Genomic DNA, 17,274 nt, shown 5'->3' with positions numbered 1-17,274 from the left:
TTTACCGTTTTGGAAAACCGTCCTCGACAACCTTGTTGCAACGGTTTAACCGAACGAATGACAGTATTGGTTAAATCGATGCCAAAAATATCAGACAAAAAAGGCTTTGGCCGTATCTTTGTTACTTTATTCGAAAATGGAACAGCAGACGATGGAAAAGGCCAAAAAAATCATACTCTTCGATGGGGTCTGCAATTTGTGCAATAGCTCCATTCAATTTGTGATCCAACGGGACAAAAAAGACCAATTTCGATATGCTACCCTACAAAGCACTTTGGGGCAACGGTTGCTATCGGAACGAAAAATAGATACCGGAAAGGTCGATTCCATCATCCTAATTGAGCCCGGGCTGGCGTACTATACCAAGTCGGACGCGGCCTTGCAAATAGGCAAACACCTGCGCGGCTACGGGCTGTTATCGTCGCTGTTGTTATGGATTCCGGCTCCAATCCGAAATATCGTATACGATTTTGTTGCCCGTAACCGGTACCAATGGTATGGCAAAAAGGAGCACTGCATGGTACCTACACCAGAATTGAAGTCCAAATTTCTGGATTAATACCATTTTAACTTCGAAATAGTATAACTCAATCAGAAGGCCTTTTCACTCACCACTACCCTATCTTCCCCGTTTCTATATTGCCAGTATCGGTTATCCCCTATAGGTTTGCCACAACCTTAAAAACAACGACCGTATGAAAACGCTATGCCTATTTCTGGCCCTTTGCCCTTTATTGACTTTTGGCAACGATACAAAAACCCCCTCCGCAATAACCGCTGTAACCGTGTACTTGAACGGTGCGAACATTACACGGACTGCACAGTGCTCCCTTCCGGAAGGAACCTCCGAGATTACACTGACAGGACTTTCTACTGAAATCGATGAAAGTAGCATCCAACTTAGCGGATTACGTTCGGTATCCATACTGTCCATGTCCTATGATCTCAATTTTAATCCCATCCCGATAGCCACTACCGTGTCCGACCCGTTATTGGACCGATTGGAACGGATAGCCCTTGAAATTGCCGCTTTAAAGAATAATATCGCCGGGTTGGAAGAGGAAGAACGCGTCATCCAGGCCAATCGGGAGGTGAGTGCACGTAATCAAGCGCTGAGCCTCGAAAAAATCAAAGAAATCGGCGCGTACTACCGCCAACGCATTACCGCCATCAAAAATGAGATTTTTAGTGCGAACCTATCGGTAAAAAAGCTGGACCAAGAGACCAGGGCACTTCAAAAACAACTGGCAGAATTAAATAATGCCCCGGAACAAGAACGCGGTGAAATCAACATCACCTTCGATGCCCCCGTTGCCACAAGCCTGGATCTGGAAATTTCCTATCAGGTACAGGGCGCCGGTTGGATTCCGAATTACGATATTACCTCCAATAAGATCGATACCCCGTTATCCCTAAAATACAAAGCGCATGTATACCAAAAAACGGGAAACGACTGGGATAACGTCACCATCACCTTATCGACCGTAAACCCCAACATTAACATGGCCAAGCCCAATTTGGGAACCAAGTACCTCAACTTTACCAATGGTTATCAAAACACCGTTCCCCGGGCGGCGAAAAAGAAAAAATACGTGTACAATCCTTCGGTAAGGAAGGTTACGGGAACCGTAGTGGACGAATCGGGCGCTCCTTTGCCCGGGGCGACCGTACTCATCAAAGGAACTTCGGAAGGTACCCAGACGGATTTTGACGGTCATTTTTCCCTATCCGTTCAAAAAGGGCAGGAACTGGTCGTCTCCTATATTGGTTTCCACAACGAGGAACTCCCCATTTATTCGTCCGTGATGAACATTCGGCTGGATGAAGATGCCTCTCAGCTGGATGAGGTAGTACTTATCGGCTATGGCACCAACAAGAACGAAGCCTCAACCGGTGCCGTAAGCGCTGTACAAAAAGTAGCGGGAAAGGCGACGGGAATAACGATACGTGGTGCCAGTTCGGTTGGTAGGGAGCAAACGCCATTGTACGTTGTGGACGGTGTTGTTGTGGAAGGGTTTATGGAAGGGGACATCGATAGCGATGCCATACAGGCGGTGGAAACGCTAACGGGAGCCAATGCCAGGGCCATTTATGGTAGCCGTGGCAGTAATGGGGTGGTTGTCATCACCACCAAAAAAAGCACCGTTGAAGATACCCTTACGAATACCAAATTCGTAATAAAAAAGCCGTATAGCATCGCTTCGGACGGTGATATCGTTGCCATAGAGATCAACACCTTTCAACTCGATGCCAAATACGAGTATTTTGCGGCGCCCATCGTAAATGAGCATGTATTTCTGACGAGCACCTTTCAAAACTGGGAAAAATACAAGTTGTTGCCGGGAGAAGCCAGCATCTATTTTAAAGGTACCTATGCAGGAAAAACGACCATTGACCCTTATACGACTAAAAAAGAGATGACCGTTTCGCTGGGAATCGAACAAAACATTACGGTAACACGAAAGCAGCGTAAAAATTTCAAGGCAAAATCGTTTACCGGTAGTAATCGCATCCTGAACAGGGCTTATGACATTACCGTAAAAAACAATACGTCCGCGCCCATCGACCTCAAGTTGGTAGATCGCATCCCGATTTCTCAAAATAAGGACATCAAAGTAAGTGAAATAACGACCCATACGGCGGCATACGATACAAAAAAGGGACTTTTGGCCTGGAAACTGCAGCTATCGCCACAACAAAGTAAAACAGAAGGTTTTTCGTTTCAGGTGAAGTATCCAAAATACAAACGGATCTCCATTTAACCCGCTTTATGCATTAGAACTTCGTAATGAAGCTTTTAGCTGCGATAAAATATGACATTTTATGAATGTAAGCATAGCACCGCTACGGTTACATTTAAAAATGTAGCGCAGCACCATATTTTGAAGTAGCTGGAAGCTGTAATAGATTTTCTAATGCATAAAGCGGGTTTAATGGTGTTGCAATGCCATGTTCTTTATGAAAGTCAAAGGTTTTTGCACCTCATAGGGAACAATGGCATTTGCTTTGAAAAAGCACTGGGTCTTCCTACTTGAGATTGTTCAAAATGAAGTCAAGCGTTTTATCGGTATTCCGGTTTTCCTCAAAAGCGTGGTTGTTATGGGTAATGCGCAACGCCAATCCCTTATCGTATAGCGTATTAATGGCGTCCTCATAATCGACCGATACCTTTCCGGTCAATAAATGGTCCATAGATCGTCCCTCCCGATAGCGTTTGTAAATGGTACGCAATCCGCTCAGGTATAGGCGGTCCTTGGTAAAGCCCCCTCCCCTATGCGCCCGAAGGGTAATGGCGAAAGCATCGTTTCTGTTGAGCTTGTACTGGTTATGGATCAGATCAAAGGTCCCCTTAAAATCGTATCCTTTGATCAGACTGTCCGATGCCAGCACGCGATACGCCAACTCTTTTAACCGTTTTAAGGTGAGCGCACCGCTCATGTATTCACTGAAAACGGCAAGCCCTTCCTGGGTTTCCACATTCTTTGGAAAACCGTTCGAAAAGACTTTGAGCGGTTGCAACATGCCATTGAAGGTGGTGACCAAGTGCACGCCAATTTCATGATTTGCCAAGGTCAACAATTGATTTTTACTGAATTTGGTGTTCTTTTTGATCAATAAGGTCTGTGAAACGTTGCTCACCATGGCATCGGCGGCCATATGGGTGGAAAACTTTACGTTGAGCGGAAAATCATATTGTTTTGAAAAATCCAAAAAATAGGACTTCGCCTCTTCGGGGCTAAAAATCTTGTCCATCTCCGGGGGATGCGGGGCATCGGCATAATGGAGGATAAAACGGGCGTTCTGTACGTCTTTTTCCGTAGGCGAGCCATACACCCTTAGGGAGTTGTAATAAAAGCGCTTGCCTTCCCCTATGGTCTCGATACACTGAACCATATTGGAATAATAGTAAATGATATCCTGATAGAGTTGCCGAATGGCATCGTCCTGAACGCGTTCCAAACGCTGCGAAAAGAACAGCCGATGCAACTTATAGGCATCAAACTTCAGCTTTGGGTATCGAAACTCCGGGTTTTTGCTATACTTGGAGGCAAAAAATAGTTGCTTTTGCTTTTCGGTATTCAAGGGGTTTACATAGCTGAGCAATTCTATTTTCTTGACCAAACGGTCCAGGTTATGGTCAATATCGAACAGTTCGGTATATGCTCCCTGTAAATCGGTCTGTTGTTCGGTGATCATCATCCTTTTTTACTCAAGAATTCGTCGACTTGTCTGGGCATTGCGTCCATAAAATGTGAGGCAACGCTACGGACCACCTCCGGATAAATCATCCCCGAAAGCTCATCGCAATAAATTTTGGAAATTTCCGTAGCGAGTACCAACGTATTCTCAAAGGTATGGGTTATGTATTTTAAAAAGTGACCGTTCCCTTGAAAGGTATCATTGATTTTTGAGGTGGAAACGATACCGTTCGGCAACTTCATTTCCCCAAGCTGTCGGCGCCACGATTCCGCAAGCGCGCCAAATCTTTTTTCGTCGATATTCGCGGTACCGAGGTTCCATACCGGAACTTCCCGTTCCCATCGCCTGTAATTGTAGCTGTGCATATCAAAAACCAGTGCCGTTCCGTGTATTTTTTCGATCTGGCCGACCAAAGCACGGACCACCCGGTAAAAATTGTTGTGTTTTTTAAGGCTCAATTCCCGTTCCGTATCGGGCAAGGGAACTTTCCAAAGCGTTTTGCCCCAGGCATCGGTATACACGGCGGCCTCGGGCGCACGGTTCAGGTCATACTCGAACCGGCTGTCCCTCCCCGCGATGACTATGGGGTGGTCATGTACCATTTCCCTTGTACATGGGTCCTCTTCGTACCATCGTTCATATTCGGTATGGGTACAGTTTTCCCAAAGCGATTTTCGAAACTGGTGTCCATCGTGCACCGCGGCGCAGATATAGGGAGCGTACGAATCGATTTTCAAGCTAAAGGAATAGTCCTCGGCAACGGCCTCGAAGGCCTCCTGCCTTTCTATCTTCTCAATAATATGGGAAACGGAAAGTTTAAGCATTTTCTACCTCGTCTCGTAATCGGGTGCGCCGTTGAAAAGCCTGTAATTGGTCGAGCACCTTGCTCTCCACAAAATCGATTACCTTCGATTGTAGTTTGGCCTTGTACACCTTGTTCATATAGGTTATTCCTCCTGGCGACATCACATTGACCTCTACTAGCTTTCCGCCTATGACGTCGATTCCCACAAAGTAGAGCCCGTCCTTCACCAACTTCGGTCCGATCTGCTTGCACAGTGCCTTTTCCTGTTTGGTCAAATGGTGCTTGGCCACTGATCCACCGGCGGACACATTGCTTCGGTGATCGTCCGATCCCGGCACCCGTTTCATGGCTCCGATCGGTTCGCCATTCAACAATAATATACGAACATCACCCTGATCCGCACCTTCAATGTATTCTTGAAGTATTACATAGTTAGAACTTCCATCAGAGTTGGTTACGTAAAAATCTAACAATGATTTAATATTACTCATTGCCGATTTCTCGATTAGGATTACCCCGGATCCCCCAAAACCGTTCAAGGGTTTCAATATCATTTTATCGGCCTGGGATTCTTTAATCTGTTTCAACAGATATCCCTTATTTTTGGAAACATGGGTGGTCGGGATAATGTTGCTATGTGAATCCCCAAATGCTGCGGTGTAGAGTTTATTGTTTGCTTCACGAATGCCTTGCAGCGAGTTAACGATGAACACATCATCTTTTACGGAATCCAGAAAATTCAGCATGATCGGGTCCAAAGGCGGATTGGCCCGCATAAAAATCACATCAAAACCGGCCAGGGGAAGCATTTCCTCCCGCACCTTCGCCTGTTTGTAAAAGGTCTTCAAATTGCTCGGAACCTTCTCCATACGGCCGATAACGGTACAAAAAGCATTGGTAACGCTGTTGCGGATAGTAAGGTTGGCCGGGGTACAAATGGCTACGCCATGCTGTCTTTTCACACATTCGTGTATTAGCGCCAAACTGGTATCGTTCTCAGCGTCTATTTCCTCCCAAGGGTACATTAAAAAACAAATATTCATATGCTTCCGTTTAAAAATAATATCAAAGGCCTGATCGACAATGCGCCATTTGAAAACGTGTTACCGCACTTCTTCCAAATGGTCGTCCCATTCTTTTGGTTTTGGATCTCCTAACTTTCCTACCGATTTTGCAACGATCATTGAAACCGTGGCATCCCCGGTAACATTGACTACGGTCCGGCACATATCCAAGGGACGGTCTACGGCAAAGATCAATGCCAATGCGATAGGGTACAGTTCCGGAGGAAAACCGATGGATTCCAATACAATGACCAACATGACCATTCCGGCCCCGGGAACGGCCGCGGAACCGATAGAAGCCAATAGGGCCGTTAATACGATGATGAGCTGGTTACTGAACACCAGTCCCTCCGGCCACAACACTTGCATGGCGAAAACTGCCGCAACACCTTGGTACAAGCTCGTACCATCCATATTAATGGTAGCGCCGACGGGCAAAACAAAACTGGACACCTCCTTATCCACCCCGATATGTTCTTCTACCCTTTCCATGGTAACCGGCAAGGTAGCGGCACTCGAACTTGTTGAAAAAGCGAGCAATTGTGCCGGACTGATCTGTTTCAGGAACCACAAGGGATTTTTTCCCGTATATAAAGTTACCAAAACGGCATAAAACACGATCATCAAGAGCAGCCCCAGTACCACTACCCCAGCATATTTCAATAAGGCCACCAGAAGATCCGGGTCTCCGGAGGAGGATACCACATTGGCCAAAAGGGCAAAAACGGCATAAGGCGCCGACAACATAATGAGGTCGACCATTTTGAGCACCACCTCGTTCAGGGAATCAAAAAAGGACTTTAACGGACGGGCTTTCTCTTCTCCCACCAGTAGCATTGATATGCCTAAAAAGATGGTAAAGAATATAACTTGCAGCATTAGTTTATTATCGCTCATGGCCGCCACCGCATTGTCCGGGACCATATCCTTTAAAAACTGTAGGGGACCGTTGCTCTTTTGTTTCAACGCCTCGTCCAACTTATCGGTGACACCGCTGTCATTGGCGTAGGTCTGGGAAAATTTTTCAATGGTTTCAGCATCGATACCGTTCCCGGGTTGGAGCGTGTTTACCAGAACCAGGCCAACGGAAATGGCCACCACGGTCGTCAGCACGTAAATGCCAATGGTTCGCAAACCTATTTTTCGAAACTTGGAGATGTCCTTAAGATCTGATATTCCCTTGATCAAGGAAGCCAGAATTAACGGTACCGCTATCAGTTTTAGCAGTTTCACGAAAATAGCGCCGAAGGGTTCGATCCAATTGGCGACAAACGTTTTCCCTCCATCGAAATACGTCATGGCAAAGCCAAAAACGAGCCCCAACAGCATTCCGATCAAGATTTTCCAATGTAACGCCAATTTACCCATACCGCGGTTGCTTTAAGCGGGTAAGTTACTGTTTTTGGACGGAATGGAAAAGCAGATTTTGACGGTTGGCTTAGGGGCTATCGAAATCTTCGTCTTTCGTTGGGTGACAAGGCCGCAGGAGCGGCCTCAAATAATAGTATTGGGCGGTTGCAGGGAAAGTCTTTTTCCTTAGGTTCCTTCACACTTAAACTACATAATCAACAAGCTCCGGCACTATTATTTTTGAATGGTCCGGTTCAGTAAGGTATAGTCGGCGAGCACCAAGGCTGCCATGGCCTCTACAATGGGCACCGCCCTTGGCACAACACAAGGGTCGTGTCGGCCTTTTCCCTTGGTCTGCACCATGTTCCCATCCTTATCGATGGTCTCGTATCCTTGAATTATCGTGGCTACGGGCTTAAACGCCACCTTAAAATAGATGTCCATACCGTTGCTGATACCTCCCTGAACACCACCGCTGTAATTTGTTTTTGTGGTTCCGTCCGAATTAAATTGGTCGTTATGGGCACTGCCCTTCATGGTGACCCCTTCAAAACCGCTTCCATACTCAAAACCTTTTACCGCATTAATGGACAGCATTGCCTTTCCCAACTCCGCATGTAATTTATCAAAAACCGGCTCTCCCAGCCCTACGGGCACATTTTTTATAACACAATCGATTACACCGCCAATGGTGTCCCCTTCCTTACGTACTTCCTTGATATACGCTTCCATTGCTTTTGCCGATTCGGGATCGGGACAGCGCACGGCATTGGATTCGGTAAGGGACAGGTCCAGTTCCTGATACGGTGTTTCCATTTTTAACGCCCCCACTTGGGAAACATAAGCGTTTATTTGAATCCCGCTTAAGAATTGTTTGGCTATCGCGCCTGCAACGACCCTACTTGCCGTTTCCCTGGCTGAACTGCGACCACCGCCGCGATAATCACGAAAACCGTATTTTTTATCGTACACATAATCGGCATGGGAAGGTCTGTAGGAGTCTTTAATGTGGGAGTAGTCATGTGATTTTTGATTGGTGTTCCGAATGGCGAAGCCTATTGGCGTACCCGTCGTTTTCCCTTCAAAAATACCTGAAAAAAACTCAACGGTATCCGGCTCCTTACGTTGTGTTACGATTGCCGATTGCCCTGGCTTTCGGCGGTCCAGCTCCTTTTGTATCGCCTCCATATCCAATTCGATGCCCGATGGACATCCCTCGATCACCCCACCGATGGCAACACCATGGGATTCCCCGAACGTCATAATCTTAAACAAATTCCCAAATGTATTACCTGCCATAATGCTATACTTCTTTTAATGAAAATGGGCACGGAACCGACAATACCTTGCCGTTTATGCCCGAGAAAGCCAAAATCGTCAAGAAACAAAGGTAAATCTTAAATCAACGTTTGCCAACACGCAACCGCAGTAATATTCCCTTAACATAGCAACGTCCCCATTAAACTTCCCTTAATCAAAACAACATTCATTCTTGATGTTTTGATATCCTTATATTGATACCGATAGGTTTATTTTGTATAAAAATCCATTTTGAGAAAACGTACGCTAGAAGTTGTGGTCATTTCAGATATTCATTTGGGCACCTTTGGATGTCATGCCGAGGAACTATTGACGTATCTGAACAGCATCAACCCCAAACAATTGGTCTTGAACGGCGATATTATCGATATATGGCAATTTAACAAACGTTATTTTCCCAAATCGCACATGAAAGTGTTGCGAAAAATTATCGGGATGGCCGCAAAAGGCACCGAAGTGTTCTACATTACGGGCAACCATGACGAGGTACTCCGCAAGTTCAGTGATACGACGATGGGGAACCTGCACGTTTGCAACAAGCTGGTGCTGTCCTTGGATGGAAAAAAAGCATGGTTCTTTCATGGGGACGTTTTTGATCTTTCCATTCAAAATATGAAATGGCTAGCCAAATTGGGCGGATACGGTTACGACTTACTCATTGTTTTGAACCGGTTTGTCAACCGGGCGTTACACTGGGCGGGACGCGAAAAATTTTCACTCTCCAAAAAAATCAAAAACAGTATTAAAGGGGCCACCCGGTATGTTGGGGACTTTGAACGCACGGCGATAGACCTCGCCATAGCAAAAAGATATGACTATGTGGTATGCGGTCACATACACTTGCCCAAAAAGGAGGTTGTGACTACGCCAAACGGAACATGCACCTATTTGAACTCCGGTGACTGGGTGGAACATTTGACCGCCTTGGAGTATTCCTTCAAGCGCTGGAAAATATACCGTTACAATCACGACCGTCTTTCTCCGTTCTTTGCCGACGAGGAGTTAAAGCAGCTGGACATTCATGAATTGATCGCCTCCATAGCTTCTGAAAAGAAAGCTTCCGACACGGCGGAAGAACCCCTAATCGACTAATGCATTCTTTAAAATGGTCACGGGATGCAAGGCCTCGCGTTCCGTACCATCATGGATCTGATGTCGACAACTGGTACCGTTAGCGGCAATAATGGTATCCGCGGCGGCGTTGCGAACGGATGGGAACAATTTGAGCTCCCCTACCTGCATGCTCAGTTCGTAATGCTCCTTTTCATACCCAAAAGAGCCGGCCATACCACAGCAGCCCGAACTGATAATGGTCACCTCGTAATTTTCGGGAAGGTTCAACATGTCAAAAGTGACCTTTTGATTGCTCAACGACTTCTGATGACAATGGCTATGGATCTTTACTTTTCGTGCTTCCTTGGTAAATAGGTCTTTGGTCAGCACGCCTTTCCCTATTTCCGAAGCCAGAAATTCCTCGATCAAAAAACTGTGCTCCCCCACTTTAAGCACTTCCGACCGTTCGGGGACCAAGCGCTTGTATTCATCGCGAAACGTGAGTATCGCCGAAGGTTCCAATCCTACTATCGGAATACCCTCAGAGGCATACGCCAAAAGCGCCTTAACATTCTTTTTGGCCAACCGCTTCGCCTGTTTCAAAAACCCCTTTGAGATGAAGGTCCGGCCACTTTCCCCGAAAAACAGGGTCACCTCATACCCTAAACTCACCATAAGTGCCATCGCATCTTTACCAAGATCTACATCCATGTAGTTGGTAAACTCATCGATGTAAAGAACTACTCTTCCTTTATTCACAACACTATCTTTTTGAAGATGTTGCAGATGTTTATCAAAATTAAAACTTGAAACTTCGGGAAGGCTTCTTTTAAACGCCACCCCAGCGGATTTCTTTAAAATTCCGCCCAGCACCCCAGAGCGATAGATACGGTTGGTGAGCCCGGGAACCATGCTCCCCAGTCGGTTCAATTTGGTATTATAGGCGAAAAGTTTTGAACGCAGCGGATAGCCGTTCGCTTCCTGATACTGATACAAAAACTCCGCTTTTAGGGTAGCGATATCCACATTGCTCGGGCATTCACTGCTACAGGCCTTACAACTCAAACAAAGATCAAAGACCTCCTTCAATTCCTGCCGATCAAAGCGGTTGGGCTTTTCGGAGTGGGTCAAAAACTCCCTTAGGGCATTCGCCCTTCCCCGTGTAGTATCTTTTTCGTTTTTGGTAGCGTGGTAGCTCGGACACATGCCTCCTTTCATTTCGTGGGGCTTTCTACAGTCGCCACTACCGTTGCACTTTTCCGCCGCTTTTAATATTCCCTCGCTGTCCGAAAAATCCATTAAGGTTTCCACAACAGGCTCCTCCCTATCGATATCGTAGCGCAAAGCGGCATCCATGGGGTAGGCATCCACAATCTTTCCCGGATTGAAGATATGCTCGGGATCGAAATAGGATTTTACCCGTTTCAACAGCTCATAATTCTTTTCCCCTATCATCAAAGGAATAAACTCGGCACGCACGATACCATCGCCATGCTCCCCACTGAACGAGCCTTTATACTTTTTGGTCAGTTTGGCCACGTCCGTGGTAATTGCCCTAAAAAGGGTAACATCCTCGCTTTTTTTCAAATTCAAAATAGGCCGAAGGTGCAGTTCGCCCGCCCCGGCATGTGCGTAATACACTGCTTTTTGACCGTATCCCTTCATGATTTGGGAAAATTCCCCAATAAAGTCTTTCAAATCCTCCAAAGCTACGGCGGTATCCTCGATACAGGCAACCGCTTTTCGGTCGCCGACGATATTTCCCAAAAGACCCAATCCCGCCTTTCGGAGCTCCAGCGCCTTGGCAATGTCGCCCTCTTTTAGAACGGGACTTGCATAACTGAGCCCCGAGGCATCGATTACCGTCAGCAACCGGTCCAATTGTTCTTGCAACGCGGCACCCGTATCGGCCTTTACCTCCAACATCAATAGCGCTTCGGGATCTCCGGAAACAAAAAAGCGATTTTTTAACTGTTCCCTGTTGTTTTTGGTGCAATCCAAAATTACTTTGTCCATCATTTCGCAGGTATGCAAACCACATTCCATGACCGGGGCCACATCGGACAGACATTCCTCCAAGGTACGGTAATGGGTCACTACCATAGCCGACAAGGTTGGCGGCAATAGATCTAGCTGCAAGGTAACCTCGGTGGTAAACGCCAATGTTCCTTCGCTACCGCTTAACAATTCACAAAGGTTTACTTGGGTTTCCGAACCACCAAAAAGGGTACCGCGCAACAGCTCATCCACCGCATAGCCGGTATTCCGCCTATGAATTTCAGGTTTTGGAAATTCGCTGATAATTTCTTGCCTTATTTCCTTGTTGGACAACTCATTATAAAGGTTTTGGTATATTTTAGCTTCAATACCTTTTCCTTTGGTCTTTGCCATGAACTCCGCTTCGTCCAGCGCCCCGAATTCCACTTCCGACCCATCGGATAGCACGGTTTTCATGGAGACCACCTTATCCCGGGTTACCCCATATTTGATAGAGGTGGTTCCCGAAGAATTATTCCCGACCATTCCCCCTATCATACACCGATTTGCCGTAGAGGTATTTGGCCCAAAAAACAGTCTATAAGGTAGCAAAAAGCGATTTAACGCATCACGAACCACTCCCGGCTGAACGGTAACCTGGCGCTTTTGCTCATCCAAACCTATGATTTCCGTAAAATGCTTGGAAACGTCCACCACCAAACCGTCGCCCACGCACTGCCCTGCCAAAGAGGTACCCGCGGTTCGCGGAATCAAGCCTATGGCATGTTTCTTCGCAAAAAGAATCAGTTGTTTAAGGTCGTCTGTAGTTTTGGGAAACGCCACGCCCAAGGGTGTTTTACGGTATACCGAAGCATCCGTGGCATAAAGCGCTTTGGTCAACGCATCGTCTAAAAGCTCCCCATCGAGGGAAACGGACAGTTCTTTTAGCAAATTTTTATCCAAGTTCAAACAATTTTGAATGCAAAATTAAGTTTTTATTGGCGGAGGAACTTCTGTTCCCCTATTTTATTTAGAGAACTCGTTTAAACTTTTTCCATTTGCTAAAAAATTGCCCTTTTTCGTCCGTTCTTTGCCTTTTTTTCTTTCCGTAGTCCTGCTATGCAAATCAAAAAAGCCTTCAAATGGCCAAAAAATGACTAATTTTCGCTTAAACGCAAAAAGTTTAAACGAGTTCAGAACCAAAACGGATACATATGAAAATTTTAAAACTTTTTATCTTTTTAGCATTTTGTACGGTCGGTACCGATTTCGTACATGGCCAAGAAATTTCCAACCACGCGATCGGATTGCGTTTGGGCGAAAGCGATGGCTACGGTGCCGAAATATCCTACCAAAAATCCATCGGCAGGTACAACAGGCTAGAAATTGATCTGGGTTGGCGCGATAGCCGGGAATACGATGCCTTTAAGGTAGCCGTGCTGTACCATTGGGTGCGCCCGATAGATGGCGGTCTTCAATGGTACTACGGATTTGGGGGCGGACTCGGTGATGCCAATTTCGAACTTACCTTACGGGACAACGAAGCATTTCAGCCCGATGGTGGATTTTTCGTTTTTGCGGCAGGGACCGTGGGTATCGAATATAGTTTTGATTTCCCTTTGCTCCTTTCCTTGGACCTACGGCCCGAACTTGGGCTCATTGGTTACGGCGATTTCGATAACAATCTCGATTTCGATATCGGACTCGGGGTACGCTATCAGTTTTAAGCACAAATTCAGGTATAATTCTAGAGGCTCCTTTTCAACAAAAAGGAGCTTTTTTTATACTCGCTATTATTAGTACCTTTGAGCCGTTTTAAAAGAGAACAAATGAAAAAATTAGCAATATTTGGCGGTGCACTTTTAATGCTCGCCGCATGTGACTCGGCTCCGGAAGGCTATACCATTAACGGAAGCATAAGAGGTGAAGTCGCCAACGGTACCGCAGTATACTTAAAAGCCCTGGGCGAAAATAGCCAACCGGTCGATATCGATACCGCAACCGTTGAAAACGGAAAGTTCGTTTTTACCGGAAAGGCGGATGTTCCGGAAATGCATTATTTATTTTTTGATAAGCTAGGGGGCAACTCGGCACTGATCATCGAAAACGGTGAAATCGAATGGTCCGGACAGAAGGATAGCTTGAACGTGGCCAAAATCGAGGGAACGGAACAAAATGCAATTTTTAGTGACTATCTGGATAAGTTCAAGGGAATTTCGGGACGTGCGCAATCCATTCAGGAGGACATGCAAAAAGCGAACGCCAGCCGGGACGAAGCCACTTTGACCGCCCTGCGGGACGAAATGATGGAACTTCAAGAGGAGTACAAAAATTTTGACCTGAACTATATTAAGGAACATCGCAATGCATTGATCTCTACCTTACTGATCGAAAGGGCCATGGGTTCCAGGGCGTTGCCGAGCAGTGACATCCAGAACATGTACGATAGTCTTACCCCGGATATGAAAAATACCAAAGCGGCAAAAAGAATCCTTGAGCAATTGAAGGTGGTACGGGAACGGGAAGAAAACGCGAAAAGTACGGATATCGGTGCGACCGCCCCGGAATTTTCGGCACCTACCCCGGACGGAAAGGAAACCAGCCTTAGTGAGGTAAAGGGAAAACTGACCCTTATCGATTTTTGGGCGGCATGGTGCAAGCCGTGTCGGGCGGAAAATCCCAATATCGTAAAGGTTTATGAAAAATATCACGACAAGGGATTCAATGTGCTAGGGGTGTCCCTCGATCGTAAGGCGGAAGATTGGAAAAAGGCCATTGCCGATGACGGGCTAGTATGGAACCACGTTTCCAACCTAGCTTATTTTAATGATGCCATTGCCAAACTTTACAATGTAGATGCCATTCCAGCGGCATTTTTGCTGGATGAAAACGGTGTCATTATCGCCAAAGGCCTTCGAGGAAAGGCATTGGAGGACAAGGTTGCGGAAGTATTGAACTAAACCTCCCTCCCATCTCAAAAAGAAAAATCCGATACCGTAAAACGGTATCGGATTTTTTATGCATTTATATTTCCGTTAAAACTTGTTCTGAACATCATCGAAAGAACCGGTAATCTGGACATCGCCATTTTTTACCACATCGCCCAAAACGTTTACGACCGAATTCGCTCCTAAAAAGGCCAAGGTGGCCCCATCTTCAAGAATCAGATCGCCATAAATGGTAAGGTTGCCCTCTACCCGAAACGTGGCATCTTTGCCAACGGTCACATTTCTTCTGCGGTTGTTTCTTCCCACTACAAAGGTACCGTTCATTTCGAACGACCCGCTTTGGTTGATGTTTACCGCATTTCTTACGGTCCATGAACCACACAGCAACAACCCTCCGTCCACGTTTACGCTATTAAAACGTTTGGAACCTCGGTATGCCAATTCTTCTCCAGAATTTACGTTAAGGTTGGAACTACCGCTATAGACCGGGCTGGCACTGCATGCCGCTTCCAGACTAGTGCTCGGTTTGTTCATTTTTATAATCTGCAGACCCGATTTTCCGGAAGCCGCAAAAGCATAGTCGCCTTTGGTCTCTACATAATTGATGGATCCGTCAAGAGCAATAATACCTACCAAGTCCGTATTATCTCCGGCGTCTTCGGAAAGGCATAGCCCCGCACCACCGTTCGCCATCAAAACAATGCCTTCGTTAACCGCCACCGCATTGGTCACAACATCCGAATTGTCAACGCCTTCGGGATTGATAAGAATGGGTATATACTCCAAAAGTGTTCCGGAACCGGCTTCGTATACTCCAGCGCCTTTAGCGCCCTCGGAAACGATGATATTATTTTCATAAAAATCCAAGGTCCGTTTTGCAAAGTCACCAAAATCGGATACGATCCCGATTTGAGCGGTCACCTCTAAATCTTGGTTCAAAACATTGACACCCTGACTACCGTCTAAAACGGCAATGGTGTTGTCATTGATCGCCATAGCCCTTAAATCGGCAAAGGCGGCTTCATTGGTACTGGTTACGGTAGCTTTATCATATTTGGTGATAACGCCATCTTTTCCGCTGGTCACCAATAAGGTATTGCCCGTTATTTTTACATCGGTTGCGTTAAAACCTTCCTGAAAGCCATATGTAATGCCCCCACTAATATCAAAGCGGCCGTTGGTAACGTTCACTTTTCCAACAAAGGAATTAAATTCGATGGTTGCGGAACGTTCAGAATCGAATCCGCCAGCTAAATACACATATCCGTTGTCGTACTTTATGGAATTGATATCGGCATTGGTATAGTATAATCTTGAGGTAACCCTCGGATTGTTAGGGTCGCTTATGTTTACGGCATCGATACCGCCTAAATACGTATCACCAGAGGTGTTATACGAAATATAGGCATAATCGCCCTCCACATCCACATGGGAGGCGGTTAGCAACGTACCCCTGTACGAAGGACTTGTCACCTGACCCACTAAGGTAAGTGGGTAATCACCGGCCGTACCGTCTTCATTTTTCGAGACTTTACCGGTGGTCTTGTCCAGCTCAAAAATGTCCAGCACACCGGAATTTTCAAAACTGATACTGTTGTCTAAAATAGTTTGATTGTCCTCTAAAAGAACGTTTTCTTCAGGACTGTTGTACACTGTGGTTTCATCACTACATGATGCAACCAATATCATAGTGGCGATTGCCACGAGGGAAACTTTATTCATGATAAGTAGGTTTTACCAATTAGAATTGGGGTTCTAACTGAACGTAAATATATAGTTAATGGTATAATTTTATCATTTTATTCGACGAACGGAGTTTTTCTCCTACAAGGAGTGAATATTAGCTGTAGGAACGACTAGCAGCATGTCAAATTTTCCCGGAACGCTGCAATATGAAGAGCACGATAATAGGGATGGCCAGCAGCCCTACCATAAGGGTTTCGGTCTCAAATAGATAGGGTAGAAATATCAAGGTAGTTACATAACCGCCGATTGCACCACCGAAATGCGCCGTATGTCCAATATTTCCCAAACGGTTCTTCATCCCGTAAATGGAATACATCAAATAACCGATCCCGAAAATATAGGCAGGTATCGGAACGGCAAAAAATAAATATAGGTTCATCGTAGGTTGTAACAAAATGGCGGCATAAAGCACCCCGGTTACCGCCCCGCTAGCCCCTACGGCGCTGTAATAAGGTTCTTCCCTATGAAAAAAAAGTGCCAAAAGGCTTCCGGCGGCAAGGCTTATCGCATAAATTCCCAAAAATTTGGGTGCGCCCATACGGGAAATTACCGTATTTGCGAAAAAATACAAGGTGAGCATGTTAAAAATCAAATGGGTCCAATCCACATGTAAGAACCCTGAGGTAAGCATCCGTTCCTTTTGTCCCGATCGAATACCGCCGACGCTGAATTTATAACGCTCCAAAAAGGACCGGTCTTCAAATCCTTTGATTGAAACGAGTACGTTGGCAGCGATAATGGCAATGGTGGCAAGATGGATATTATCAAACATTTGACCTGTTTAGGTTACGATTCAAATATAGCTATATTT

At 45.9% G+C, this 17,274-nt stretch carries 13 protein-coding genes; 5 read left to right on the top strand and 8 right to left on the bottom strand.

The window, feature by feature from the left end; genetic code table 11:
* Positions 1 to 136: 136 nt before the first annotated feature.
* The gene (locus tag ACRD7P_RS12795; protein WP_430908016.1) at positions 137 to 559 is read left to right on the top strand and encodes a thiol-disulfide oxidoreductase DCC family protein; all 423 of its coding nucleotides are present in this window, start codon (positions 137 to 139) and stop codon (positions 557 to 559) included.
* Positions 560 to 695: 136 nt separating this feature from the next.
* On the top strand, positions 696 to 2,762 hold the full coding sequence (locus ACRD7P_RS12790; protein ID WP_430908015.1) for a mucoidy inhibitor MuiA family protein: 2,067 nt from the start codon (positions 696 to 698) through the stop codon (positions 2,760 to 2,762).
* Positions 2,763 to 3,027: 265 nt separating this feature from the next.
* Here ACRD7P_RS12790 and ACRD7P_RS12785 read toward each other — a convergent pair whose 3' ends face one another.
* From ACRD7P_RS12785 to aroC, 5 genes are all read right to left on the bottom strand, one after another.
* Complete coding sequence (locus ACRD7P_RS12785; RefSeq protein WP_430908059.1) at positions 3,028 to 4,197, bottom strand: flavohemoglobin expression-modulating QEGLA motif protein; 1,170 nt, start codon at positions 4,195 to 4,197, stop codon at positions 3,028 to 3,030.
* Positions 4,197 to 5,024, bottom strand: a complete 828-nt coding sequence (locus ACRD7P_RS12780; RefSeq protein ID WP_430908014.1) for an N-formylglutamate amidohydrolase — start codon at positions 5,022 to 5,024, stop codon at positions 4,197 to 4,199. The genes ACRD7P_RS12785 and ACRD7P_RS12780 overlap by 1 nt, the downstream gene beginning before the upstream one ends.
* Positions 5,017 to 6,048 (bottom strand): glutathione synthase, encoded by a 1,032-nt coding sequence (gene gshB / locus ACRD7P_RS12775; RefSeq protein ID WP_430908013.1) that lies wholly within the window; start codon positions 6,046 to 6,048, stop codon positions 5,017 to 5,019. Before gshB ends, ACRD7P_RS12780 begins: the two co-directional genes overlap by 8 nt.
* Positions 6,049 to 6,108: 60 nt before the next feature.
* Positions 6,109 to 7,437, bottom strand: coding sequence for a dicarboxylate/amino acid:cation symporter (locus ACRD7P_RS12770; RefSeq protein ID WP_430908012.1), 1,329 nt, complete (start codon positions 7,435 to 7,437; stop codon positions 6,109 to 6,111).
* A gap of 216 nt (positions 7,438 to 7,653) precedes the next feature.
* On the bottom strand, positions 7,654 to 8,718 hold the full coding sequence (aroC, locus tag ACRD7P_RS12765; RefSeq protein WP_430908011.1) for a chorismate synthase: 1,065 nt from the start codon (positions 8,716 to 8,718) through the stop codon (positions 7,654 to 7,656).
* Between the two features lie 252 nt (positions 8,719 to 8,970).
* Between aroC and ACRD7P_RS12760 the strand changes: the two genes are divergently transcribed.
* On the top strand, positions 8,971 to 9,831 hold the full coding sequence (locus ACRD7P_RS12760; protein WP_430908010.1) for a UDP-2,3-diacylglucosamine diphosphatase: 861 nt from the start codon (positions 8,971 to 8,973) through the stop codon (positions 9,829 to 9,831).
* On the opposite strand, the gene ACRD7P_RS12755 is transcribed toward ACRD7P_RS12760, so the two are convergent.
* On the bottom strand, positions 9,820 to 12,732 hold the full coding sequence (locus ACRD7P_RS12755) for an FAD-binding and (Fe-S)-binding domain-containing protein (protein WP_430908009.1): 2,913 nt from the start codon (positions 12,730 to 12,732) through the stop codon (positions 9,820 to 9,822). The genes ACRD7P_RS12760 and ACRD7P_RS12755 overlap by 12 nt on opposite strands.
* Before the next feature lie 251 nt (positions 12,733 to 12,983).
* Between ACRD7P_RS12755 and ACRD7P_RS12750 the strand changes: the two genes are divergently transcribed.
* Both ACRD7P_RS12750 and ACRD7P_RS12745 read left to right on the top strand, forming a co-directional pair.
* The gene (locus ACRD7P_RS12750; RefSeq protein WP_430908008.1) at positions 12,984 to 13,496 is read left to right on the top strand and encodes a hypothetical protein; all 513 of its coding nucleotides are present in this window, start codon (positions 12,984 to 12,986) and stop codon (positions 13,494 to 13,496) included.
* Between the two features lie 102 nt (positions 13,497 to 13,598).
* Positions 13,599 to 14,729 (top strand): redoxin domain-containing protein, encoded by a 1,131-nt coding sequence (locus ACRD7P_RS12745; protein WP_430908007.1) that lies wholly within the window; start codon positions 13,599 to 13,601, stop codon positions 14,727 to 14,729.
* A 75-nt stretch (positions 14,730 to 14,804) separates the two neighbouring features.
* Here the strand turns inward: ACRD7P_RS12745 and ACRD7P_RS12740 are convergent, their stop codons facing one another.
* Both ACRD7P_RS12740 and ACRD7P_RS12735 read right to left on the bottom strand, forming a co-directional pair.
* Positions 14,805 to 16,439, bottom strand: coding sequence for a hypothetical protein (locus tag ACRD7P_RS12740; RefSeq protein ID WP_430908006.1), 1,635 nt, complete (start codon positions 16,437 to 16,439; stop codon positions 14,805 to 14,807).
* Positions 16,440 to 16,584: 145 nt separating this feature from the next.
* The gene (locus ACRD7P_RS12735) at positions 16,585 to 17,235 is read right to left on the bottom strand and encodes a rhomboid family intramembrane serine protease (RefSeq protein WP_430908005.1); all 651 of its coding nucleotides are present in this window, start codon (positions 17,233 to 17,235) and stop codon (positions 16,585 to 16,587) included.
* Between the last annotated feature and the right edge of the window lie 39 nt (positions 17,236 to 17,274).

The sequence above is a fragment of the Maribacter sp. 2-571 genome, from assembly GCF_050589625.1.
Taxonomy (GTDB): domain Bacteria; phylum Bacteroidota; class Bacteroidia; order Flavobacteriales; family Flavobacteriaceae; genus Pelagihabitans.
This window is presented reverse-complemented; position numbering and strand designations above follow the sequence as displayed.

What these genes read in the sequence shown, in the direction of transcription:
- gshB (WP_430908013.1), bottom strand. Translation starts at nt 6,048, where the DNA reads ATGAATATTTGTTTTTTAATGTACCCTTGGGAGGAAATAGACGCTGAG.
- ACRD7P_RS12785 (WP_430908059.1), bottom strand. Translation starts at nt 4,197, where the DNA reads ATGATCACCGAACAACAGACCGATTTACAGGGAGCATATACCGAACTG.
- ACRD7P_RS12780 (WP_430908014.1), bottom strand. Translation starts at nt 5,024, where the DNA reads ATGCTTAAACTTTCCGTTTCCCATATTATTGAGAAGATAGAAAGGCAG.
- ACRD7P_RS12770 (WP_430908012.1), bottom strand. Translation starts at nt 7,437, where the DNA reads ATGGGTAAATTGGCGTTACATTGGAAAATCTTGATCGGAATGCTGTTG.
- ACRD7P_RS12750 (WP_430908008.1), top strand. Translation starts at nt 12,984, where the DNA reads ATGAAAATTTTAAAACTTTTTATCTTTTTAGCATTTTGTACGGTCGGT.
- ACRD7P_RS12795 (WP_430908016.1), top strand. Translation starts at nt 137, where the DNA reads ATGGAACAGCAGACGATGGAAAAGGCCAAAAAAATCATACTCTTCGAT.
- ACRD7P_RS12790 (WP_430908015.1), top strand. Translation starts at nt 696, where the DNA reads ATGAAAACGCTATGCCTATTTCTGGCCCTTTGCCCTTTATTGACTTTT.
- ACRD7P_RS12735 (WP_430908005.1), bottom strand. Translation starts at nt 17,235, where the DNA reads ATGTTTGATAATATCCATCTTGCCACCATTGCCATTATCGCTGCCAAC.
- ACRD7P_RS12740 (WP_430908006.1), bottom strand. Translation starts at nt 16,439, where the DNA reads ATGAATAAAGTTTCCCTCGTGGCAATCGCCACTATGATATTGGTTGCA.
- aroC (WP_430908011.1), bottom strand. Translation starts at nt 8,718, where the DNA reads ATGGCAGGTAATACATTTGGGAATTTGTTTAAGATTATGACGTTCGGG.
- ACRD7P_RS12745 (WP_430908007.1), top strand. Translation starts at nt 13,599, where the DNA reads ATGAAAAAATTAGCAATATTTGGCGGTGCACTTTTAATGCTCGCCGCA.